The 20,492-nt window shown below is 35.0% G+C and carries 28 protein-coding genes and 1 tRNA gene; 11 read left to right on the top strand and 18 right to left on the bottom strand.

Features of this window, described 5'->3' with window-relative positions:
* Positions 1–35: 35 nt before the first annotated feature.
* Both ruvB and ruvA read right to left on the bottom strand, forming a co-directional pair.
* Positions 36–1,016: a Holliday junction branch migration DNA helicase RuvB gene (gene ruvB / locus OPR43_RS07185; RefSeq protein WP_265026228.1), complete on the bottom strand. Its 981-nt coding sequence runs from the start codon at positions 1,014–1,016 to the stop codon at positions 36–38.
* Positions 1,013–1,594, bottom strand: coding sequence for a Holliday junction branch migration protein RuvA (gene ruvA / locus OPR43_RS07180; RefSeq protein WP_265034685.1), 582 nt, complete (start codon positions 1,592–1,594; stop codon positions 1,013–1,015). Before ruvA ends, ruvB begins: the two co-directional genes overlap by 4 nt.
* A 248-nt stretch (positions 1,595–1,842) precedes the next feature.
* Between ruvA and OPR43_RS07175 the strand changes: the two genes are divergently transcribed.
* On the top strand, positions 1,843–2,022 hold the full coding sequence (locus OPR43_RS07175) for a WPE palindromic element domain-containing protein (RefSeq protein ID WP_265034684.1): 180 nt from the start codon (positions 1,843–1,845) through the stop codon (positions 2,020–2,022).
* Between the two features lie 351 nt (positions 2,023–2,373).
* On the top strand, positions 2,374–2,502 hold the full coding sequence (locus tag OPR43_RS07165; RefSeq protein WP_265034683.1) for a hypothetical protein: 129 nt from the start codon (positions 2,374–2,376) through the stop codon (positions 2,500–2,502).
* Positions 2,503–3,200: 698 nt separating this feature from the next.
* Here the strand turns inward: OPR43_RS07165 and lgt are convergent.
* From lgt to OPR43_RS07145, 3 genes are all read right to left on the bottom strand, one after another.
* Positions 3,201–3,992: a prolipoprotein diacylglyceryl transferase gene (lgt, locus tag OPR43_RS07155; protein ID WP_265026223.1), complete on the bottom strand. Its 792-nt coding sequence runs from the start codon at positions 3,990–3,992 to the stop codon at positions 3,201–3,203.
* A gap of 6 nt (positions 3,993–3,998) precedes the next feature.
* Positions 3,999–4,448: an SsrA-binding protein SmpB gene (gene smpB / locus OPR43_RS07150; protein WP_265034682.1), complete on the bottom strand. Its 450-nt coding sequence runs from the start codon at positions 4,446–4,448 to the stop codon at positions 3,999–4,001.
* Positions 4,449–4,568: 120 nt separating this feature from the next.
* Positions 4,569–6,515, bottom strand: coding sequence for an ankyrin repeat domain-containing protein (locus OPR43_RS07145; protein WP_265034681.1), 1,947 nt, complete (start codon positions 6,513–6,515; stop codon positions 4,569–4,571).
* A gap of 68 nt (positions 6,516–6,583) precedes the next feature.
* On the opposite strand from OPR43_RS07145, the gene OPR43_RS07140 reads away from it, so the two are divergent.
* The gene (locus OPR43_RS07140; RefSeq protein WP_265034680.1) at positions 6,584–7,114 is read left to right on the top strand and encodes a Na+/H+ antiporter subunit E; all 531 of its coding nucleotides are present in this window, start codon (positions 6,584–6,586) and stop codon (positions 7,112–7,114) included.
* Here the strand turns inward: OPR43_RS07140 and OPR43_RS07135 are convergent.
* Entirely contained in the window at positions 7,107–7,523 is a 417-nt protein-coding gene (locus OPR43_RS07135; protein ID WP_006279382.1) for a hypothetical protein, read from the bottom strand. The two genes, OPR43_RS07140 and OPR43_RS07135, sit on opposite strands and share 8 nt — an antisense overlap.
* A 305-nt stretch (positions 7,524–7,828) precedes the next feature.
* Between OPR43_RS07135 and purN the strand changes: the two genes are divergently transcribed.
* Positions 7,829–8,395, top strand: a complete 567-nt coding sequence (purN, locus tag OPR43_RS07130; protein ID WP_265026218.1) for a phosphoribosylglycinamide formyltransferase — start codon at positions 7,829–7,831, stop codon at positions 8,393–8,395.
* Here the strand turns inward: purN and OPR43_RS07125 are convergent.
* The 4 genes from OPR43_RS07125 to ribF form a co-directional block, all read right to left on the bottom strand.
* The gene (locus OPR43_RS07125) at positions 8,389–9,708 is read right to left on the bottom strand and encodes a M16 family metallopeptidase (protein WP_265034679.1); all 1,320 of its coding nucleotides are present in this window, start codon (positions 9,706–9,708) and stop codon (positions 8,389–8,391) included. The genes purN and OPR43_RS07125 overlap by 7 nt on opposite strands.
* A complete protein-coding gene (locus OPR43_RS07120; protein ID WP_265034678.1) occupies positions 9,695–11,035 on the bottom strand; it encodes a M16 family metallopeptidase in 1,341 nt (446 codons plus the stop codon). Before OPR43_RS07120 ends, OPR43_RS07125 begins: the two co-directional genes overlap by 14 nt.
* 114 nt (positions 11,036–11,149) lie before the next feature.
* Complete coding sequence (lspA, locus tag OPR43_RS07115; protein WP_265034677.1) at positions 11,150–11,626, bottom strand: signal peptidase II; 477 nt, start codon at positions 11,624–11,626, stop codon at positions 11,150–11,152.
* Positions 11,623–12,555, bottom strand: a complete 933-nt coding sequence (gene ribF, locus OPR43_RS07110) for a riboflavin biosynthesis protein RibF (protein ID WP_265034676.1) — start codon at positions 12,553–12,555, stop codon at positions 11,623–11,625. The genes lspA and ribF overlap by 4 nt, the downstream gene beginning before the upstream one ends.
* A 68-nt stretch (positions 12,556–12,623) precedes the next feature.
* Here ribF and grxC point away from each other — a divergent pair, with 68 nt between their 5' ends.
* Positions 12,624–12,974: a glutaredoxin 3 gene (grxC, locus tag OPR43_RS07105; RefSeq protein WP_265034675.1), complete on the top strand. Its 351-nt coding sequence runs from the start codon at positions 12,624–12,626 to the stop codon at positions 12,972–12,974.
* Positions 12,975–13,093: 119 nt separating this feature from the next.
* On the top strand, positions 13,094–13,966 hold the full coding sequence (locus OPR43_RS07100) for a hypothetical protein (RefSeq protein WP_265034674.1): 873 nt from the start codon (positions 13,094–13,096) through the stop codon (positions 13,964–13,966).
* Between the two features lie 806 nt (positions 13,967–14,772).
* On the opposite strand, the gene OPR43_RS08285 is transcribed toward OPR43_RS07100, so the two are convergent.
* From OPR43_RS08285 to OPR43_RS07090, 3 genes are all read right to left on the bottom strand, one after another.
* Positions 14,773–14,988, bottom strand: coding sequence for a transposase (locus tag OPR43_RS08285; RefSeq protein WP_406832901.1), 216 nt, complete (start codon positions 14,986–14,988; stop codon positions 14,773–14,775).
* Between the two features lie 5 nt (positions 14,989–14,993).
* On the bottom strand, positions 14,994–15,773 hold the full coding sequence (locus OPR43_RS07095; RefSeq protein ID WP_265034540.1) for a hypothetical protein: 780 nt from the start codon (positions 15,771–15,773) through the stop codon (positions 14,994–14,996).
* A 94-nt stretch (positions 15,774–15,867) separates the two neighbouring features.
* The gene (locus tag OPR43_RS07090; protein ID WP_265034673.1) at positions 15,868–16,050 is read right to left on the bottom strand and encodes a hypothetical protein; all 183 of its coding nucleotides are present in this window, start codon (positions 16,048–16,050) and stop codon (positions 15,868–15,870) included.
* 78 nt (positions 16,051–16,128) lie between these two features.
* On the opposite strand from OPR43_RS07090, the gene OPR43_RS07085 reads away from it, so the two are divergent.
* On the top strand, positions 16,129–16,416 hold the full coding sequence (locus OPR43_RS07085; RefSeq protein WP_265025998.1) for a hypothetical protein: 288 nt from the start codon (positions 16,129–16,131) through the stop codon (positions 16,414–16,416).
* A 15-nt stretch (positions 16,417–16,431) separates the two neighbouring features.
* On the opposite strand, the gene OPR43_RS07080 is transcribed toward OPR43_RS07085, so the two are convergent.
* The 3 genes from OPR43_RS07080 to cutA all read right to left on the bottom strand — a co-directional run bounded on the left by OPR43_RS07080 (position 16,432) and on the right by cutA (position 17,435).
* Complete coding sequence (locus OPR43_RS07080; protein ID WP_320157463.1) at positions 16,432–17,016, bottom strand: hypothetical protein; 585 nt, start codon at positions 17,014–17,016, stop codon at positions 16,432–16,434.
* Positions 17,017–17,034: 18 nt separating this feature from the next.
* A tRNA-Gln gene (locus OPR43_RS07075) sits at positions 17,035–17,109 on the bottom strand.
* A complete protein-coding gene (gene cutA / locus OPR43_RS07070; RefSeq protein ID WP_265034671.1) occupies positions 17,100–17,435 on the bottom strand; it encodes a divalent-cation tolerance protein CutA in 336 nt (111 codons plus the stop codon). The genes OPR43_RS07075 and cutA overlap by 10 nt, the downstream gene beginning before the upstream one ends.
* Positions 17,436–17,666: 231 nt before the next feature.
* Here cutA and OPR43_RS07065 point away from each other — a divergent pair, with 231 nt between their 5' ends.
* The 3 genes from OPR43_RS07065 to OPR43_RS07055 all read left to right on the top strand — a co-directional run bounded on the left by OPR43_RS07065 (position 17,667) and on the right by OPR43_RS07055 (position 18,569).
* Positions 17,667–17,939 carry a transposase gene (locus tag OPR43_RS07065; protein ID WP_265025750.1) on the top strand — a complete coding sequence of 91 codons (273 nt, stop codon included), beginning with the start codon at positions 17,667–17,669 and terminating at the stop codon, positions 17,937–17,939.
* A gap of 311 nt (positions 17,940–18,250) precedes the next feature.
* Positions 18,251–18,367, top strand: coding sequence for a transposase (locus tag OPR43_RS07060; RefSeq protein WP_265034670.1), 117 nt, complete (start codon positions 18,251–18,253; stop codon positions 18,365–18,367).
* A gap of 40 nt (positions 18,368–18,407) precedes the next feature.
* Positions 18,408–18,569 carry a transposase gene (locus OPR43_RS07055; RefSeq protein ID WP_265034669.1) on the top strand — a complete coding sequence of 54 codons (162 nt, stop codon included), beginning with the start codon at positions 18,408–18,410 and terminating at the stop codon, positions 18,567–18,569.
* 160 nt (positions 18,570–18,729) lie between these two features.
* On the opposite strand, the gene OPR43_RS07050 is transcribed toward OPR43_RS07055, so the two are convergent.
* The gene (locus OPR43_RS07050) at positions 18,730–18,972 is read right to left on the bottom strand and encodes a hypothetical protein (RefSeq protein ID WP_265034668.1); all 243 of its coding nucleotides are present in this window, start codon (positions 18,970–18,972) and stop codon (positions 18,730–18,732) included.
* 128 nt (positions 18,973–19,100) lie between these two features.
* Between OPR43_RS07050 and OPR43_RS07045 the strand changes: the two genes are divergently transcribed.
* Complete coding sequence (locus OPR43_RS07045) at positions 19,101–20,108, top strand: pyruvate dehydrogenase complex E1 component subunit beta (protein ID WP_265034667.1); 1,008 nt, start codon at positions 19,101–19,103, stop codon at positions 20,106–20,108.
* Here the strand turns inward: OPR43_RS07045 and OPR43_RS07040 are convergent.
* Positions 20,105–20,464 (bottom strand): TrbC/VirB2 family protein, encoded by a 360-nt coding sequence (locus OPR43_RS07040; protein WP_265034666.1) that lies wholly within the window; start codon positions 20,462–20,464, stop codon positions 20,105–20,107. The genes OPR43_RS07045 and OPR43_RS07040 overlap by 4 nt on opposite strands.
* Between the last annotated feature and the right edge of the window lie 28 nt (positions 20,465–20,492).

The following is a 20,492-nucleotide window of genomic DNA, read 5'->3' as shown; positions in this document are numbered from 1 at the left end:
ATATCATGCCGATTAATCAATATAAATTATGATGTTTAATGTTGAAAGCTCAAATACTCCTTTGCTTGGTCGGTTAGAACGCGTCCTCTTGGTGTACGCTTTACAAAACTAATTTTGATTAAATAAGGTTCTACTGTTTCTTCAATATTGCCAACATCCTCAGATAGTGCAATAGATATAGTGTCAATTCCAACAGGTCCTGAGGTGTTGAATAAAAATCTTAGATAATGCATATCAAGTTTATTAAGTCCCATTTTATCTACACCCAATTTTAGCAATACAGAATCGGCGACTTCATAAGTGATTTTTTTATCATCTTTCACTTCAACAAAATCCCTTATTCTTCTGAGTAACCTCAAAGCAATTCTTGGAGTGCCGCGCGCACGGCAGGCAATTTCCCGCGCGGCACCCTCTTCAATTTCAGCAGAAAGAACTCTTGCGCCTCTTTTTATAATATCGACTAGCTCCTCAAAAGAATAAAACTCAAGATGCAAAGGAATGCCAAAACGATCTCTGAGTGGCGCAGAAAGTAATCCAAGCCGTGTAGTTGCTCCGATTAGCGTAAATGGTGGTAGATCTATCCTTAAAGTGCGAGTAGATGGACCTTCACCTACTAATATGTCCAAGCAAAAATCTTCCATAGCAGTATATAAAACTTCTTCGATGCTGCGATTTAATCTATGGATTTCGTCGATAAATAGAACATCTTTTGCATTTAAAGTGGTAAGCACTGCAGCCAAGTCCCCAGCTTTACTAAGTAAAGGACCAGAAGTTGCGCGAAAGCTGACCCTTAACTCTTTAGAGACAATTTGCGCTAAAGTTGTTTTGCCAAGTCCTGGAGGACCATATAATAAAACGTGATCTAAAGCTTCAGTTCTCGTCTTTGCAGCATTTATAAACACTTTTAAATTTTGTATTAAGTCTTTTTGTCCGACAAAATCATCAAGTTGTTCAGGTCTGATGTTGATATTGCGTGCATCTTCAGTATATTCTTTATCGCACGATATTGATTTCATAATGTTGAGAGCTCCTTAAGCGCTATGCGAATAATATCCTTAGTATCCAGATTTGGCGATTCGTCTTGTATTTTTTTTATCGTATCATAAGCTTTCATTTTTTCATACCCAAGATTGATCAATGCTGAAAGGGCATCTTCATTGATTGGATGAAAATTGTTGTTATTTATTTCTAATTTACTCACTTTGCCACTTAATTCAGTGATGATTCGATTTATGAGTTTCAGGCCAAGGCCACTCATCTTGAGTGCTACTTTATCTTCATTCATAATTGCCAAAAATAGCTGTTCTGGAGTTAATTTACTCAAAATTGACATTGCAGTTTTATAGCTAACGCCGCTTACTTTAACTAGCAATCTCAAGCACTGTTGTTCTTCTTTGCTTATAAAACCATATAGCTGAGTAGTGTTTTCTCTGTTATTTGCATGGGTTTCGATAAGTAATTTGATTCTACTTCCAATTGCACAAGCACTTAAAGTTTTGGCTGAAAGATACACCATATAGCCAACATCATTCACATTCAGGATTATGTGATCGCTGCGCACTTCATCAACTATTCCGCTTAGATTTCCTATCATTTTTAACACTATATAGAGTTCAGTTTAAATACTCCTGGATCTTAGGTCAAGCAAACGAACATTATAACAGAGAGCCAAGTAGCTCATAGAAACGAAAAACTTCCTTGACACATTTTGCCAACATTTGCCGCTTCAAGTCTGTCTGCTATGACTTTCATATACTGATAATCATTATACTCACACCCCGGCACCACCGTTTGAAAGCACAGTTCAATGAATTTTAGAAAGTTTATTTTGTCCATGATATAATGTTGAAAGATGTCATCCCAGTGCCCTCTTCTTGTCATCCCAGTGCTTGGCACTGGGATCCAGAAGACTTAATTTCAACCAAGTGGCTGCATAATAAAGGCTGGATTCCAGTGCCAAGCACTGGAATGACAGCAATCTACGTCATACCGTCACGGTATTTCTTAGCCGCTAACAAGTAGCGGGATACTTAACCATCATCTACACCGTCATACCGCCGCGGTATCTCTTAGCCGCTAACAAGTAGCGGTATGATGATTGTCAGCTTCCCCTGTCATCCCAGTAGCTCCTTCGGTGTCATCCCAGTGCCCTCTTCTTGTCATCCCAGTGCTTGACACTGGGATCCAGAAGACTTAATTTCAACCAAGTGGCTGCATAATAAAGGCTGGATTCCAGTGCCAAGCACTGGAATGACAGCAATCTACGTCATACCGTCACGGTATCTCTTAGCCGCTAACAAGTAGCGGGATACTTAACCATCATCTACACCGTCATACCGCCGCGGTATCTCTTAGCCGCTAACAAGTAGCGGTATGATGATTGTCAGCTTCCCCTGTCATCCCAGTAGCTCCTTCGGTGTCATTCCAGTAGCTCCTTCGGTGTCATCCCAGTGCCCTCTTCTTGTCATCCCAGTGCTTGACACTGGGATCCAGAAGACTTAATTTCAACCAAGTGGCTGCATAATAAAGGCTGGATCCCAGTGTCAGCTACTTGGATGACACCATTTGTTGTGTTTAACAAAGTTCGTACTTAGCTTCATGTTAGCTATAAATATTTAAGAAATTTACCAAACGAAAAAAAAGGCAAGAGAAGCCCCGTGGTTATTATCCGCTTTAAAATATTGGCGTTTTTTATGTTTTAAACGCTTGACAAGCGAAATTCAGCTGCTTTTAATTGCAACTAACTTACGCTGCAAATGTTTAAGAAATTTACTAAGCAGAAAAAAAGACAAAGAATCCCCGAGTTAGCTAGTCTTTTACTATCTCTGTCGAGTATTGGCATTTTTTGATGTCTTGTAACGCTTTATAAGCGCGTTCAGCTTATTTAGATAAAAATCTAGATGTAGATGAAGTTTTGTAAAGACATACAGTATCTATATACTGCAAAAAATTGAACATAAGACGCCGATACATTAAGTAATCCTTACCTTTTAATCTGCAGATTGGCGAAAGCAAATACAATAGCTTCACTATCATGATAAGAGGGCTGGCGAAGTTTGTCAAGGAATTTTTATGGCCTAGCGTTACGCGCTGGAATGACACCGGATCTCACATTTATTCTACTACAACGCAGAAAATTCGTACAATTGTGCATGATGTAGGGTTTCTGGCTACATTTTTCTATTAAACTCACCTTTCCTCTATGTAACAGATTTCGTATTAAATTTTAAATTTAATGCGCCTAGATATACAAGCATTCCCAGCAAAACCATAGGTATAGAAAGCAACTGCCCCATAGTTAAATCAAGCCACAAATAGCCAATTTGATAGTCTGGTTCGCGAAAAAACTCAACGAAAAAACGTGCTATTCCATACCACATAACTGCAATACCAGTTAACGCACCGTGATACAGTCTTATTCTAGTCAAGAAAAACAGTGAATTTACAACTGCGAAAAGTAGCGGTCCTTCAAAAAATGCCTCATAAAGCTGGCTTGGATGACGCAGCAAATTATCACCACTCTCTGGAAATACCATACCCCATGGCATAGTTGTAACTCTGCCAAATAACTCTCCGTTTATAAAATTGCCTATGCGACCTAAAAATAAACCTATGGGAACTCCGCAAGAAATTAGGTCCAGTGCATAAAATGTAGGGATATTATGTCTTTTACACGAAATTATTACTGCAAGCAAAACTCCTATAGCACCACCATGAAATGACATCCCTCCTTCCCAGGTTTTCAATATCTCGATAGGGTTGCTTATATAAAGAACTGGATCATATATCAATACGTAGCCAAGTCTGCCTCCAAGGATAATACCTACAATAGTGGCTATTAATAACGAATCGTAAAAATTCTTAGTAAATATTTTTTGGTCGTCTAGCTTATGTAAATACCAATATGCAAACACTATACCCAAAACGTAGGCTAAGGAATACCAATATATAGAAACAGGACCGATGCTGAAAATTACTGGATTTAAAGACATATTTTGCTACAAATTATTCTTAGACAATCTACTTTTTTCACGATCCCACTCTCTCTGTTTTATGGTTGCTCTCTTATCGTAGAGTTTTTTTCCTTTTACAATGGCAATTTTAGTTTTTGCAAATCCTTTATCATTAAAATAGATCGAAAGCGGCACAACAGTTATCCCAGCAGTCTTGATTTGACCAATTAGTTTGTTTATCTCCTTTTTATGCAAGAGTAATTTACGTTCCCTTTTTGGCTTATGATTTTTTTTGTTCGCAGCTTTATATTCTGCAATGTGCATATTATGCAGCCATATTTCACTATTTCTTTCGATAACGTAAGCGTCGGAAATATTTACTTTTCTTTCTCTTAGCGATTTAACTTCACTGCTTAATAAGACCATACCCGCTTCAAATTCTTCTAAGATGAAATATTCAAACCTTGCTTTCCTATTTTCTGCAATAACTTCCATATCTAAAGATATCTTTAAGCTTCAATATATTACAGAATTTTTGACTTAATTCATAACAAAACAATTATTCCAATAAATATAAGGTGCCAGGCTAGTCTGATAGCAACAGGATAACAAAAATCAAGTAAGTGCTTTTTTTGCCTTTCCAGGTACAAGTTCCTGCTTTACTCCTTTCATTTCAGTTTTAGGCTTTGACATTATATATTGACCAGCACCAACTATGAGCGCAGATCCTGCAACTAGCCCAATTATTGCTAGCACAGATAGGGCGGTAGTAAGTGCAAGTGTAGCACCAACTATCACCGCAGTTACAAAACACACAATAACACCTTTTACAATTGCATTTTTTCCAACCTGTTTTTCTTCCTTTTTCTCTGGGAGCTGTATTGCATCTTTATTTTCAGTAAGATCCTTTGGCGTTTTTTTATTCTCATTTTTTAACGTTTGTTTTTTTTCCGCTTCCTCTACAAGCTGAATTATACCTTGATCTTTAGTAAGGTCTCTTGGCGTTTTTTCATCAACATCTTTTAATGAAGGGTCTGCTCCAGCTTCTAGCAGAGCTTCCACCACTTTTATCTTGCCATTTTTAGCAGCAAGATGTAAAGGAGTACGTCTATCACCATTGTTTGCATTAACCTCTGCTCTTTTTGCGATTAGAATGTTTACTACATCTTCGTGGCCCTTTTCAGCAGCATGATGTAAAGGAGTACATCTATCATTATCTTCTGCATTAACCTTTGCTCCTTTTGCAATTAGAGTTTCTACTACATCTTCGTGGCCCTTTTCAGCAGCAACATGCAAAGAAGTATATCCATCATTACTTTTTGCATTAACCTCTGCTCCTTCTGCGATTAGAATGCTTACTACATTTGTATGGCCATAGTAAGCAGCAAAATGCAAAGGAGTACGTTCATAATTATCTTCTGCATTAACCTTTGCTCCTTTTGCAATTAGAGTTTCTACTACATCTTTGCAGTCCTTTTTGGCAGCAAAATGTAAAGGAGTACACCCACCACTACCTTGTACATCAACATTTGCTTCTTCTGCGATTAGAATTTTTACTACACCTTCGTAGCCATTTGTAGCAGCAATATGTAAAGGAGCCCATCCATCACTATTTTTTTCATCAACGTTGATTCCTTTTGCTTTTGATAGAGCTTGTACTATCTTTTCGTGGCCATGTATAACAGCAATATGTAAAGGAGTCCATCCATCACTATTTTTTTCATCAACGTTGATTCTTTCTGCTTTTAATAGAGCTTGTACTATCTTTTCGTGGCCCTTTTCAGCAGCAATATGTAAAGGGGCCCATCCTTTATCATCTTCTGCATTAACATTTGCTTTGTTTGCAATTAGAGTTTTTACTACATCTTCGTGGCCATTTTTAGCAGCAAAATGCAAAGGAGTATACTCACTACTACCTTGTACATCAACCTTTGCTTCTTCTGCGATTAGAATTTTTACTACACCTTCGTAGCCATTTGTAGCAGCAATATGTAAAGGAGCCCATCCATTACTATTTTTTGCATCAACGTTGATTCCTTTTGCTTTTGATAGAGCTTGTACTATCTTTTCGTAGCCATGTGTAGCAGCAATATGTAAAGGAGTACATCCTTTATCATCTTCTGCATTAACCTTTGCTCCTTCTGCGATTAGAATGTCTACTATATCTTTGTGGCCATAGTGAACAGCAATATGTAAAGAAGTAATTTTATTATCATATTCTGTATTAACATCTGCCCCGTTTTCAATCAGAGCTTTTGCTACCTTTGCACAGTTCCCATAAGAAGCAAGATGCAACAATGTGACTTCCCCATAATTTTGATCACGAGATATAGTGAATTTGTGATCTATGTTAGGTCTACTATCGTTGTCAGGGTTACTCTTTTCCCACTCTTGACATAAACCTGAATCTTTTTTTTGTAACTCAGCTTTTATTTTTTTAACTATATTGTCCTTGCTCAAATCTAAAAGGCTATCTATTTCTTTTAATATTCCCATAAATTCGTCATATTTCATAACTTCCTCACTTAAAATGCATAACTTAGTTGTTATATCTTTTAACATAGAAGTCAAGAACCTAAATATTCGTTATTATCTTTCCTTAAAGAGTCATTTAAGTTATATTACAGACTATGAAAAACCTCAACTTTAGGAAGGAAATCAAATTTTTTTCTCTGTCGTTTATAACTTTATTTGTTCTATGGATTATACTGTCTGGTTATTTTGAGCCGTTCTTTATTTTTTGTGGAGTGTTTTCCTCTATATTCACATTGTTTATCTTTAGACGGTTGATAAACGCTGAAAGCGCTCTGAGTCAGATTTTAAATGGTACGAGTAGACTGTCGTTTTATAAGCTCGTGAGTTATATACCATGGTTAATGTACCAAATCATTTTATCAAGTGTTTATGTAACAAAAAAGGTGCTACAACTCAAATCTAAGCTTGAACCGATCATTATCCTAAGAAAATGCAAAGGGCATAATGATGAAAGCATTGCATTATTTGCTAGTTCAGTTACAATCACTCCCGGAACTTTAACTATCAATGTTGAAAGCAAGCAAAAAACGTATTTGTCTACCATGTGTTTGATAGATAAAGATCTTGAAAGTGGCATTTCTGAAATAGAAAGTAGAATCTTAAAAATACTACGTTCAGTTAAGTAATTGCTTTAAATAAGTTAACAGCATCCTTATATTCCCTTACAAGACTTTCAAGCATTTCTTTTGGAAGGCTATTATTAACAATAGAACATAAATAATTATATAAATCTTCTAACCTTAATATGTTATTTCTCTTCTTGCTGTTAAATTTATACGGAAAAATACCTTCCATAACTTCAATAGTAGTAGCCTTGTTTAAAAATACATTTTCACTTGTCACGCTTATTCTTGCTAAAACAGTGTTAATTTCAGGTTCGTCACTCGTATAAAAATCTGATAGCTGAGTTATTCTAATAACGTACAAAGTTACTATTTTTGACAAGCAATTATCAGCATATTCACAATTTTTTATTACCTCCCACTGAGTAACCTGAGATTTACCTATTTTTGCATTGTTCGGTAATTTACTCATTGAACTTTCTCCATTTAATCCAGTGTAATAAATTATACTAATACTTTGTTAAATAAATAATAACGCGATTACAAAAATATATACTTATAGTGGTATATTATACAAAAATAGCACAATATCTAAGCATTAAAGCTAGTTTAAGCTGGATACATGGGGCTATTCGTTATTTTTGTGTTGTCCAGTGAGGTCCAAAATTAGAGGTCCACTTATATAAAGAGTTTAGTCTGCCTTCTTTGCTATAAAATAAGTTTTCCTTTTGAGCTGTTTTGTTAGTATTAACTAAATTTTAAATTAACTGTGCTACAATGAAAAAGATAAAACTCGGAATACTAATTTCAGGCAGGGGATCAAATATGCAGGCCTTGATAGAAGCATGTCAAGATCAGAATTTTCCCGCAGAAGTTGCATGTGTTATCACAAATAATAGCGAAGCTGCTGGTCTGAAAACAGCAGAGCAAGCAGGAATCCCAGCGTTTGTTGTTAATAATAAACCACTTGATGCTGATAAAATTCACAAAATACTTGTTCAACATAAGGTTGATTTAATTTGCCTTGCAGGGTTTATGAGAATTCTCAAAGCTGATTTTCTGAGTAAATGGCATAACAAGGTTATAAATATTCATCCCTCTTTACTTCCGTCTTTTAAAGGTCTAAACGCTCAAGAGCAAGCTCTAAAAGCAGGTGTAAAAATTACAGGTTGTACTGTACATTATGTCACTCCTGAAGTTGATGCTGGAGCCATAATTGCTCAAGCTGCTGTGCCAGTGTTACCAGCTGATGATATTCAAAGCCTTTCAGAACGCATTCTAGCTGAGGAGCATAAGTGTTATGTAGAAGCAGTAAGATCAATAGCAGAAAGTATTCATTATTGACTTTGAGTGTTTTTTCCAACTTCAACAAAAAATAAATTTTCGGGTTCCAGTAAAGAACTTGCCAGTTCGTTTACTTCCTCTAATTTAACATCATTAATGATATTCGCATGATTATTTATACGGTTAACATCACGATCATTTATCTGCATATTATCGAGCAGCATTGCTGTATTTGTGTTATTGGACAGGAAAAGGACAAGATTATTTACCAAGCCAATTTTTGCATCCTTGAACAATTGTTCGTCAATTCCCTCCTTTCTTATTCTGCTAAATGTATCTTTTACTGCTGATATAGCTTTGTCAGCAGTAGAACTATCAGTATTAATACTTCCAGCTATAATGTTCCCATGTTTATTGGGAATAATCATTGCATAAACACCATAAGTAATACCCAAGTTTTGCCTCAGTTCTGTCATTAATATTGAATTCAGCCTCATGCCACCAAGTGCATCAATTAAGACACGAGCGTTATAATAATTAGGATCTTCATAAGCTATACCTTTTTGAGCAAAAAGTATCACACTCTGTGGTATATCCATAAAAATATTCTTACTTTCTGCAGAACCAAAATTATTTTTTACAGGTATTTTTCTAACTTTTGATCTTTTTGACGGCAATTTAGATAAATATTTATCTAATAGCGTAATAATTTCTTCTTTTTTTGCACAACCAGCAACACTGATAACTATGTTATCTTTAGCAAAATTGCGCTTTATGTATGTTAAAACATCGTCTCTAGTAATATTTGTTATAGTATCAAGAGTTCCATATTCACTTTTTGAGTAAGGGTGCTTTTTAAATAACAACGTTCCCAATTCTTTTTCAGCAACAAAAAAAGGATTTTTTTCAAGATTATTAAAATCAACTTTGGCTTTCTCGAAAACTCTATTCAACCCTTCAGGGTCAACTTTAGGACGCATTATAGTATCGCTCAGTAATGAAATTGCTTCCTCTAGATTGTCAGACAAAGTATTTAATGAAACCCTAAATGCTTCTAAATCAGCAATAAAATTTAAACTAATCCCTTTATCTTCAAGCTTTTTCGCAAAATCTTTGGCATCATTTTTTCCTGCCCCTTCTTGAATTACAGAAGAAGTAAACCAAGTAAGCCCTTGTTTTTCCGCATTCTCATACACGTAACCTGCATCTTTGAACGATATATTGAGTGAAACTTTTGGCAAATCATGATTTTCTACAAATAAAAACTTAAATCCTTTACGGGTGGTGACCTCCTCTATATTTAGGTTACCACTTGCTTGTAAATTAAAGCCTAGACAGAAAAAAAATAGAAATATAATTTTACTTATTCTCATTATTATCTCCTTTTGGTAATAAACGACCAATTAACTTATTAGCAGAAAAAATAGCACGGATTTTATTATTTACATCCTCTAGATTGACATCATTAATCTTGCTATATGAAATATCTATTTCATCAAGTGGAATGCCAAGTGCTAGGTGCGGCACATAAAACATTGCTATATGAGTTAAGTCAGATAGATTATCAAACTGTGCTGCTTTGTATCTATATTTTGAGCTTTGTAATTCCTCGCTCGTCACCCCTTTAGATACGAAGCCATTAATAGTATTATCTAACTCTCTTTCAACAATATCTAAATTAGCGCCACTTTTTGGAATTATCATAATATCAATGTAGCCATCACTAAAAGCTAGGCTATTATAATAAGCAAACACTGATACTGCCACATCTTTATCTAAAACCAAATCTTTATACAGTTTGCTGGATTTGCCGCCACCTAAAATGTCAACCGCTAAATGAGCAGCAGAGGCTTCATTTATGTGCTCAAATAAAGGAACACGATAACGAAAATATAAAACTGGTTCTTTTACTTCAGTGCTCTCTAAAATCACCGATAAACCTGCATTATGCACTGGATCCTGATTTGGGTAATGTCTCATTACAGGCTTAGCTTTAATTTCGCCATATTTTTCTTCTGCTAATTTCACTACTTCATCAAATTCCACATCACCCACAATCAGTAATATTGCATTGCCGGGGTGATAATAGTTATTATGAAACCTCGTTATGTCATCCTGATTGTAAGTTTTGATATCGCTCTCCCAGCCAATAACAGATCTACCATAGCCAGTACGGTAAAATGCACTATCCATTTCTTCCCATAACAAGTTATGAGGTTGGTTATCAAATCTCATCTTTCTTTCTTCTAATACGATGTTTTTTTCTCTATCTATTTTGTCTTGAGTAACATTAAAGCTGCCCATTCTATCTGCTTCAACTTCCATTGCCAGTGGTAAATCTTTTTTGGGGACCAACTCATAATAACAGGTATATTCTTTAGTGGTAAACGCGTTAAATTTAGCCCCAATGCTACTCATAGTGGCTTCTATGTCTTTAAACTTTCCTGTAGTTTTAAACATTAAGTGTTCAAAGTAGTGAGCCAATCCTGCTTTGCCGATTGGATCATCCATTCCCCCAACTTTGTATATTACTGCATGTAAAACGGCTGGAATCCGATGATTAGGAACAACATAAACATCTAGTCCATTACTGAGTTTAGCATGTTTTATGTCGTGCTCTATGCTCAAAGCCTTCAAAGAAATTGAGCAAGTAAAAAAAAGTACAGGTAGTATAAGAAAACTAAAAAACTTATGAAGCATTATTTCGACCTAATATAAAAACAATTATTTTATTCCTCATTGTTGTTTGAAAATAAACATATCATATGTATACCACTTATATAGCGATGTCAACATTATGTAAACATAATTATTTTATTCCTCATTTTGTTTAGAAATAAGCATATCGTATATATACCACTTATATAGCAATGTAAACATTCCACAAACTATAGATAAATCTGCTAAATTAAAGGCTGGCCAATACCAATCATCAATATGAAAATATATGAAATCATATACAGCTCCCCAGTAGATCCTGTCAACTACGTTTCCGATTGCTCCACCAATCATCAGAGAAAAACCAAGGTAAGTTGACTGATCATCAGACTTGTATATCAAGTATGCAAGTATACCAATTATTAGTATTGAAACTGCTGAAAAAAAGAAACCGCCATGTGGTAAAGCGCTACACATTCCAAAACTAATACCTGAATTCCAAACTTCAACTAGCTTTATAAAGCTAGTGATCTCAATTGATTCTCCTTCATCAATCAATGAGTTTATGTACGATTTGCTCGTTTGGTCAATCAATACTATAATTAATATAACAATTAAGCATAACTTTTTCATAAATTTGCCTGTAACCTACAAACTTTAAGTATATCATAATTTATCTGTTTTGTTAACTCCTCAATACTATGGAATTTTTTTTCTGACCTTATGAATTTTAAAAGTTGTATGTTGACTTTATGATTATATACGTCTTCATCAAAATCGAATATGTGCATTTCTATTATGGGCTTTTTCAGATCCTTAAATGTAGGTCTCATACCAATATTGACTACTCCATATAACCAATTTGGGTTATTATCAGAAAACATCACTTTAGCGTAATATGTACCAAATTTTGGTTTTATCATGCAATCTTCTATAGGAATATTTATGGTTGGAAATCCTATTTCTCTACCTCTACATGCACCTTTTGTCACAACACCAGAAACTTGATAAGGTCTGCCGAGCAATTTATTAGCAATTTCTATTTCGCCCCTCTGTACATACTCCCTTATTGAAGAAGAAGAGCAAATTTTGCCGTCAATTATTAATGGCTCTAATTTAGTCAAAGAGTATCCATATGTTTCAGAATATTTCTCTAGAGTTAATATATCACCCAATCGTTTATGACCAAAAGTGCAATTTTCTCCGACAATTATGTGTTTAGCGCCATATTTATCTATTAAAATCTTACTGATAAAGTCATCGCAGCTAACCTCAGAAAAACCTCTATTAAAATTAATAATATACAAGTAATCTATACCATAGCTGCTGATCAGTTCCTTTTTTTGTTCTTGGTCTATTAACCTAAAATTGTTTCTACCAAATAAAACAGTTGATGGGTGAGGCTCAAAAGTTAAAACTGCGGAGGGTAATCCTCTTTCTTGTGCTACCTTCTTTAGAGTGGAAATTGCAAATTCATGTCCTAAATGAATGCCATCGAGATTTCCGAAGGTCAGTGCTATATTATTTTCTATCCCTTGCTCACAATTATAAATAATTTTCATACAATTTGATGTTTTTACATGTTTCTTATATATAATAACTATATTTTAGTAAGCTACGGAGATAAATTGTGAAAAATACTAAAGGAAAAGTTATAATATATGTAAAGCAGCACTGCCCATTCTGCAAAAAAGCAAAAGAGTTGCTGGATAAAAAAGGTGTGAGATATGAAGAAATCGATGTGCTCAAAAACTCAGATCTATTTAACGACATAAAATCAAAGTATAACGTTAGAACAGTTCCACAGATTTTTATCAACGATAAGCACATTGGGGGGTGTGACAAATTGATGGATCTTGAAAAAGAAGGAAAGTTGGATGATATGCTAAATAATAATGACAATCACATTGATGTCACAACCTACACAAGTAGCAATGACGAATATGAAGAAGGCGTTGTACTACGCGATGATTTTATATAATTTTTATCTCGCTTTCATTGTCATGTAATGCACGAGTGAAAAGCTAGTATGCTCACTTTAAACAATTCTTAATGAATTAAAAATACAATTCATTTAGTGAGTTTTTTTAGTGGGAAAAAATGACAAAAAATATTTCAATTATTAGCAGAAACTTAATTAGTATCGAATTAGTTAACAAACAAGATTTAGAGAATTTCATCAAGATTTTCACAGTGCTTGATAAACATATAGCAGCTAAAACACTTTTTACAGAAGAAGTGAGAATAGAGTATAAGCAGCACAACGGCATAGAAGTTGTTGAATTGCTAAAAGATACAGACTTTACATATCATGAGGTTGAAAATGTATTGAACCACCTGAGTAAACATGGAATGAAGGTGCCCAGCAATGTTATAGCACATACCCTTTTTTCTGCATGCAATCACGCACTTGAATCTAAGGATGTAGCATTTTCCTTTTCTGAAGGATTTTCACAATTTAACATCAGAGTAAATAAGAATACCTTTATAATAACTCCTATGAGTGAAGAGAATTTGGAATTGAATTCACAAAATAGCAGAACGCTTATAGAGTCATTAAAGAGCGAAAAAAGTATTTATGATTGTATAGTAGAGGAAAATACTATTAAAGTTATAGTGCATTCTGAAATACATCAAGCTATAAATTTGATTATAAAATCACTGATAAAGTCCCGCCTTTTAGCAAAAGAGGAAGAAGGAAAATTCAAAGAGAAATTGAGACAACTTGCTTTTAAGGATCAAGCTTTTGTTGAGTATTCTAGCATCAGAACCATCAATAGGTATCCACATAATCATCCTCTGAGGAAGCATGAAAGTGTTACTAAGGATATAGAAAATATTTTATGTGATTTCATAACAAATGAGAACAGCGAATTTGCTATAGAGCGGTTAAATAGGCTGAGCTCAGCAGTTTCTCCGGATACTCCAAGAATCATCACTAAAACTATAGATAAACTTGTTAAGTTTCACTAAGGTATACGAGAGCCAATAGATTTCTTGCATTACCTTTTGTTATCCAAGTAGCCAAGGCTACTTGGTTCTTTTTTTGGGTTTCAGCGCTATGTACATAGCTGTACAAACATTGTAGCCGTTATTCAGTAGCCCGCAGAAACGAAAAACTTCCTTGACAAACTCCGCCAGCCCCCTTATCATGAAACTGAAGCTATTGTATTTGCTTTCGCCAATCTGCAGATTAAAAGGTAAGGATTACTTAATGTATCGGCGTCTTATGTTCAATTTTTTGCAGTATATAGATACTGTATGTCTTTACAAAACTTCATCTACATCTAGATTTTTATCTAAATAAGCTGAACGCGCTTATAAAGCGTTACAAGACATCAAAAAATGCCAATACTCGACAAAGATAGTAAAGGACTAGCTAACTCGGGGTTTCTTTGCCTTTTTTTCTGCTTGGTAAATTTCTTAAACATTTGCAGCGTAGGTTAGTTGCAATTAAAAGCAGCTTAATCTCGCTTGTCAAGCGTTTAAAACATAAAAAACGCCAATATTTTAAAGCGGATAATAACCACGGGGCTTCTTTTGCCTTTTTTTTCATTTGGTAAATTTCTTAGTATTTATAGCTAACATGAACTGGGCAGGAAGGTGTCATCCCAGTGCCCCATAAGTGTTGAAAGTATCAAAAATAACGTGATATGAGATGATCAACGGCATGTAAATTACCTCCCGACAGTAAAACAATCGAACGTATAAAAGAGTCATTTAGATCCAATGTGAATTGCAGTAATGCTATTTTGAACCCATGTAGATTATTTTTGATTTTATAAACAAGAAATAACAAAGCAGATCATGTAAATATACACCTTCATGCCATTCATAGTATGGCTTAAAAAGTGCTTATATCCAAGATTTTGCTTTATAAATTTAAAGAACACTTCTATATCCCATCTGCGCCTATATAGCTCTGTTACTTCATAAGCTGGCATTTCAAACAAGTTTGTCAAAAACCATATTTCATCTCCAATTTTATTTCTGATTTTTATTAGCCGTAGATCATTGCCACTTTACCTCGTGCACGATAAAGATTAACTATTATATCTTCTAAAATCTCTGATCCATCCGATTTTTGTTCTCTTATAACTTTGTTCCTGCTTATAACATCATGTTTTCTTCCTACTTTAACTCTTGTGATAAATTTGTACTCCTTTTCATCAAATTCGGCAAAAGTTCCAACTTTTCTGATTCCTCTATCAAATAATAAAATATCCTCTTTTTCAACTTTAGCTTCATTAATTGCTCTCACTAATGCTATATCTTCACTACTTTCTTCTTGTCCTTTACAAAATCTTATACTTGTCGGCAATTGATCCTTTAATCCTACACTCACTTTAACTTGACTGTCGTTACTTTTACCGCCTATTTTTAGCCCATCTTTTATGAGATATCCCGATAAATTTATGATCGTCGAATCAAACTTATGTAAGTTATTTGATGTTTTTTGGGGTAATAGCTTTTTAATCTTGCTCATCAAATCAATATATACTCCCTTAAAATATTCTGGATTTATAACTTTTAACCTTTTTGACAAACCACTGTATGTTACTGTACTTTTATCGCTATTCTTATCCATTATACACCTGTTTATTACCATTTCTAGCGCTCTTAGGCTTGTTTTTTGCCCCATTAATATTAACTTCATTAGACCTTTAAATATAATCTTGCCCAACAATTTAGTATTACATTTATCTACTTCACTTAATTTTCCTAGCCTTTCTAAATCCTCATCTTTTATTAAATTTAGTACTCTTTCTATTTGATCCATTATTGCCTCCTTTTTCTTGCAATAATAGTTCTTTATGTCTTTTTTGTGTTACTTTCAACACTTATGGGGCGCTGGCCTGACAATCGTCATCCCGCTACGTGCTAGCGGCTGAGATACCGCGGCGGTATGACGTAGGACTGCTGTCATCCCGCTGCTTGTTAGCGGCCGAGATACCGCGGCAGTATGACGTAGGACTGCTGTCATCCCGCTGCTTATTAGCGGGATCTAGAGATACCGCGGCGGTATGACGGTTCGCGGCGGTATAGTAACTCGTCATTCCGCTACTTGTTAGCGGGATCTGCTGTGGCGACATAAACTCAAATCATTTCAAATTTCAATCCAAAGAGGTATCATCATGTCAAACAACTTCAATTTCAAAGAATTTTTTCACCATTACGAAGCAAACAGTACGTCAGATGATATACAACGGTACTGTATACTGTGGAAATCAGTGATAGCACAGGCAATGACTGATGCAGCAAGTAACTGTAAAAAAACAGAAAGCTTGGTGGAAAAACGTAAAGCAATTTCTTGGTTGTCAGACTTTAGTCAAGATTTTGTGCACACATGTATATTGGCTGATTGTGATCCGGTATACGTAAAAAACAAAATACAGCCAATCTTAAAAAGCCTTACTAGATAAAGCCTTTTTATATACTCAATGAGGTTTACTCCTTTTACCGAAAAAAATATCATGCAATCTCCTATCTATAGTTTTCTCTATATCTTTGACTAATAGCTGCTTTATCATGTTTACTTTCCGCTCTGCATCTTGAGCATGATGCTCATTGTTACCACTGTTATTGCTGTAATTATTCTTATCACTATAACTACTGCTACTTGGTTTACTACTGTTACTGAACTCACTACCCTTTTTTCTTCTTGTGATTATGAACTTGAGTATCTGCACTATCTTTTCCTTTAAAAAGGACTTCCAGCCTGTGCTAAGGAACAACTTATAGAGAAAATGCGGAGTAAGAAACGCCACTAATATTCGAATAGAAATTCCGTAACCGAGATCTTCCCTGTTTTCATAATACCACTTGCAATATTGAAACAAACGGTAAAACGCATTTTTGAAAGAGCCAAATTCTACAGCATACCAAAAACCATTGCTGAGAAACATGAGCATAATGCTGGATATATAAAGATACATTGTGAAGAGAAACAGTTTCACAGTTATATCTTTTAGACTACCTAATATATAATTTAATAATCTTAATCTATAGAAAAGTGATATCATTTTACACCCACTTCAACATGGCTGGGGTGGAAGGATTCGAACCTTCGCGTGGCGGTATCAAAAACCGCTGCCTTACCACTTGGCTACACCCCAATACTACTTACATCAATAACACTATTAGCCCAATTAGTAAAAGATTTATTTGCTTTTTCTATGGACATCACAGCAATAGCTGGCTGATCATAAGAATGCATTGCTTCGATTTTTTCTACAATTTTATCAACTTGATCATTTTTGCTCTTCATAATTGCTACTACTTCACAACTATTACTAATTTTACCTTCCCATAAATACAGAGAATTCACTTCGGGAAATATATTGACACATACAATTAATTTCTCGTTTAACAATTCTTCAGAAACAGTTTTAGCTTCTTCAAAATTTGAAAAAGTTGTATAAACCAAAACTAAACTATTCATTAGAATCTATATAAACGCATTGCTACTATACTTCACTCAGGTTTATTCATCAAGAGAAAATAGATTAGATTTACTTCGAAATCCTGTCATTTCAGCGCGTGATGCTGGAACCTATAGCCAAAAGTTTACCTACAATCCGATAAGCAACAAATTCGTCATTCCGCTACTATAGTATTTCCCAAAACAAATGATAAAGGTATAATATGGAATTAATGAAATATGAGGTAAGTAATGGCATACAGTGTAGACTTAAGGGAGAAAGCTATCTCTTTGGTGGAAAGAGGGAAGTCAAAATCTGAAGTAGCAGATCTTCTAGAAATAGGAATTGCAACCTTGTACAGATGGCTGAAAAAGAAAGGAAACGGTGAGAGCCTGGAGGCAGGAAAGAATGGAAGTTTTATTCGAAAAATAGATCCAGAAGTACTCAAAGAATATGTCAAAAAACACCCAGCTAGCAGAAATGAAACAAAATCTAGGATTTGGAATAAATTCAATTTGGTATAGGTTAAAACAGCTAAAAATAACCTTAAAAAAAAGTCACAGAACGTAGTCAAGAAGATAGGCAGCGCTTTACCGATAAAATCTCAAAAATAGACCACTCTAGCATTTTATATATAGATGAAGCAGGAGTTGATAATAGATTATACCGAGAATATGGACGAGCTCCAAAAGGAGAAAAAATATATGCTCTGGAAAAAAGCGAGAGAGAGTAAGTATAATAGGCGGATGAGAAGTTCATTGCACCAATAACTTTCACGGGAGAAAGAAGTATTTAATGCGTGAGATATTACTGCCACAGTTAAAGCGTGATAGTTATGGATAATGCTACATTTCATAAGACTCCTAAAACAAAGTCATTAATAGAGTCTTTTGGCTGTCATTTGTTGTACCTTCCAGCATATTCACCAGCTCACTTTTACCCACAAATATAAGAAGTGAGTAAGATAGATATTAAATAAAATTGGGACCAAAATGAATGAAGTAAGTACAAATGTGCAATATACAGATGGCTTAGGGGATAAATGGCTGGAAAGAGAGTTAAAATACGTTAACTTGGGGGATGTAAGGCTTAATAAGAGACTTATTGAAACAAGCTATTGTATAGAGGGTAAGGCATCTGAATCAAAGCTGTAGTAGATGGAAAGAAGCCAAGGGTGCATACAAGCAATGAAAAGCTTAAGGATAAGGAAATTTATTTTTCCCATTATAAAGAAACTATGGAGAGAATAAAAGGAAATCAGTTTGTTTTTTCAGTTCAAGATACAAGTTCATATCTAAATGTGGTAAAAGTGGGCTAAAATGGCTGGTTTTGTATTATATTAAAACTATTATAAAGAAAAGTTCGCACAGATCTAGCAGTAGGGCACTGGGATGACACCTTTGTGTTTGAGGCAAAATCGGCTATAACACTTAACATACTGCCTTTGCAAACAAATGTTCGTACAGCTGTGTGCTTGACACTGGAATCTAGAAAACTTAATTGCAAGTAATGCATTGGGTTTGGTAAGTATGGGTTTTGCGTTATAGAATGAAGCACTGACCTTACCCATCACTGAATTAAAAGAAGTAGATATTCAAGCAACATAATGTTTGTAAAACTTAATTTGTACGCTTCCTAGTAATTCTGATATAGTTACTTTAGTTAAAGTCTACAAAAGTTTATAAATGGCAACCTTAAGTGTAAGAGAAGCTTTATGCACAGCAATCAGAGAAGAGATGCAAAACGACCCTGATGTGCTTATCATGGGTGAAGAAGTTGCAGAGTATGATGGTGCTTATAAAGTAACGAAAGGATTACTGAAAGAGTTTGGAGAAAACAGAGTAGTTGATACTCCTATTACCGAACATGGATTTGCTGGCCTTGCTGTTGGAGCGGCATTTGCTGGATTAAAGCCAATAGTCGAGTTTATGACTTTTAATTTTTCTATGCAGGCTATTGACCAAATTGTGAATTCCGCAGCAAAAACAAATTATATGTCAGGCGGACAACTTGGATGCCCTGTAGTATTTCGTGGACCAAATGGCGCTGCAGCAAGAGTTGCTGCACAACACTCTCAATGCTTTGCATCTTGGTATTCGCATATACCGGGGTTAAAAGTAATAGCACCCTATTTTGCCTCCGATTGCAGAGGTCTGCTTAAAGCTGCAATTCGTGACCCTAATCCGGTAATATTTCTAGAAAACGAAATAGCTTACGGACATGAACATGAAGTTTCTGACTCTGAGCTGTCAAATAAAGATTATCTACTTGAGATAGGCAAAGCTGCTGTTATACGAGAGGGAAAGGATGTAACTATCACTGCTTTCTCATTAAAATTAATGGATGCCTTAAATGCAGCAGATTTACTTTCTGATGAGGGCATAGAAGCTGAAGTTATTGACCTCAGAACCTTAAGACCACTTGACACTCAAACTGTTATTAACTCTATTCAGAAGACTAATAGGTTAGTTAGTGTAGAAGAAGGATGGCCATTTGCAGGAATAGGAGCAGAGCTGTCAGCCGTTGTCATGGAACAAGGATTTGACTACCTTGATGCTCCAGTTATACGCGTAACTGGCAAGGACATCCCCTTACCTTACGCTGCAAATCTGGAAAAAAAAGCATTACCGCAAGTGGAAGATATAGTTGAAGCCGTGTATCAGGTCTGTTTTAGAAAAAAACAACCCTATTAGTTCTTTTTTGTAATATCTCCTATTCCACATCGTTCCATAAAAGAAGCATCTGTAGTGTTTATACTAGCCATTACTTTCGTGACAATAGCTTTAGCACCGAAAAATACAGCACAAAATACACCTAGCGCAAAAAGAGCTGGCCATGGCATTCTACCAAATATCGCAAGCAAAGCTGCACCTATTATCACTACGGTCATAAGCGGTCCGCCTATTCCCCAAACGTAGCCAATAATATTACATATTACTTGAGCAGTTGTGTCAGCATTAGTGTCAGCAGCAGCACTCCCAACATGAGAAAAAGAAATAAATAATACTATAAGAAAAATATTGAAAATTCTCTTGATTGTAGGGTTCATCCCTATACCTTAAACTTAGATATTGTAA

It is taken from the genome of Wolbachia endosymbiont (group A) of Apoderus coryli, from assembly GCF_947251615.1.
Lineage (GTDB): Bacteria > Pseudomonadota > Alphaproteobacteria > Rickettsiales > Anaplasmataceae > Wolbachia.
The sequence above is the reverse complement of the archived record's forward strand: the minus strand, read 5'-3'. Positions and strand labels throughout refer to the sequence as shown.

What these genes read in the sequence shown, in the direction of transcription:
- ruvB (WP_265026228.1), bottom strand. Translation starts at nt 1,016, where the DNA reads ATGAAATCAATATCGTGCGATAAAGAATATACTGAAGATGCACGCAAT.
- ruvA (WP_265034685.1), bottom strand. Translation starts at nt 1,594, where the DNA reads ATGATAGGAAATCTAAGCGGAATAGTTGATGAAGTGCGCAGCGATCAC.
- OPR43_RS07175 (WP_265034684.1), top strand. Translation starts at nt 1,843, where the DNA reads ATGTTGAAAGATGTCATCCCAGTGCCCTCTTCTTGTCATCCCAGTGCT.
- OPR43_RS07165 (WP_265034683.1), top strand. Translation starts at nt 2,374, where the DNA reads ATGATGATTGTCAGCTTCCCCTGTCATCCCAGTAGCTCCTTCGGTGTC.
- lgt (WP_265026223.1), bottom strand. Translation starts at nt 3,992, where the DNA reads ATGTCTTTAAATCCAGTAATTTTCAGCATCGGTCCTGTTTCTATATAT.
- smpB (WP_265034682.1), bottom strand. Translation starts at nt 4,448, where the DNA reads ATGGAAGTTATTGCAGAAAATAGGAAAGCAAGGTTTGAATATTTCATC.
- OPR43_RS07145 (WP_265034681.1), bottom strand. Translation starts at nt 6,515, where the DNA reads ATGTTAAAAGATATAACAACTAAGTTATGCATTTTAAGTGAGGAAGTT.
- OPR43_RS07140 (WP_265034680.1), top strand. Translation starts at nt 6,584, where the DNA reads ATGAAAAACCTCAACTTTAGGAAGGAAATCAAATTTTTTTCTCTGTCG.
- OPR43_RS07135 (WP_006279382.1), bottom strand. Translation starts at nt 7,523, where the DNA reads ATGAGTAAATTACCGAACAATGCAAAAATAGGTAAATCTCAGGTTACT.
- purN (WP_265026218.1), top strand. Translation starts at nt 7,829, where the DNA reads ATGAAAAAGATAAAACTCGGAATACTAATTTCAGGCAGGGGATCAAAT.
- OPR43_RS07125 (WP_265034679.1), bottom strand. Translation starts at nt 9,708, where the DNA reads ATGAGAATAAGTAAAATTATATTTCTATTTTTTTTCTGTCTAGGCTTT.
- OPR43_RS07120 (WP_265034678.1), bottom strand. Translation starts at nt 11,035, where the DNA reads ATGCTTCATAAGTTTTTTAGTTTTCTTATACTACCTGTACTTTTTTTT.
- lspA (WP_265034677.1), bottom strand. Translation starts at nt 11,626, where the DNA reads ATGAAAAAGTTATGCTTAATTGTTATATTAATTATAGTATTGATTGAC.
- ribF (WP_265034676.1), bottom strand. Translation starts at nt 12,555, where the DNA reads ATGAAAATTATTTATAATTGTGAGCAAGGGATAGAAAATAATATAGCA.
- OPR43_RS07100 (WP_265034674.1), top strand. Translation starts at nt 13,094, where the DNA reads ATGACAAAAAATATTTCAATTATTAGCAGAAACTTAATTAGTATCGAA.
- OPR43_RS07095 (WP_265034540.1), bottom strand. Translation starts at nt 15,773, where the DNA reads ATGGATCAAATAGAAAGAGTACTAAATTTAATAAAAGATGAGGATTTA.
- OPR43_RS07090 (WP_265034673.1), bottom strand. Translation starts at nt 16,050, where the DNA reads ATGACGAGTTACTATACCGCCGCGAACCGTCATACCGCCGCGGTATCT.
- OPR43_RS07085 (WP_265025998.1), top strand. Translation starts at nt 16,129, where the DNA reads ATGTCAAACAACTTCAATTTCAAAGAATTTTTTCACCATTACGAAGCA.
- OPR43_RS07080 (WP_320157463.1), bottom strand. Translation starts at nt 17,016, where the DNA reads ATGATATCACTTTTCTATAGATTAAGATTATTAAATTATATATTAGGT.
- cutA (WP_265034671.1), bottom strand. Translation starts at nt 17,435, where the DNA reads ATGAATAGTTTAGTTTTGGTTTATACAACTTTTTCAAATTTTGAAGAA.
- OPR43_RS07065 (WP_265025750.1), top strand. Translation starts at nt 17,667, where the DNA reads ATGGCATACAGTGTAGACTTAAGGGAGAAAGCTATCTCTTTGGTGGAA.
- OPR43_RS07060 (WP_265034670.1), top strand. Translation starts at nt 18,251, where the DNA reads ATGGATAATGCTACATTTCATAAGACTCCTAAAACAAAGTCATTAATA.
- OPR43_RS07055 (WP_265034669.1), top strand. Translation starts at nt 18,408, where the DNA reads ATGAATGAAGTAAGTACAAATGTGCAATATACAGATGGCTTAGGGGAT.
- OPR43_RS07045 (WP_265034667.1), top strand. Translation starts at nt 19,101, where the DNA reads ATGGCAACCTTAAGTGTAAGAGAAGCTTTATGCACAGCAATCAGAGAA.
- OPR43_RS07040 (WP_265034666.1), bottom strand. Translation starts at nt 20,464, where the DNA reads ATGAACCCTACAATCAAGAGAATTTTCAATATTTTTCTTATAGTATTA.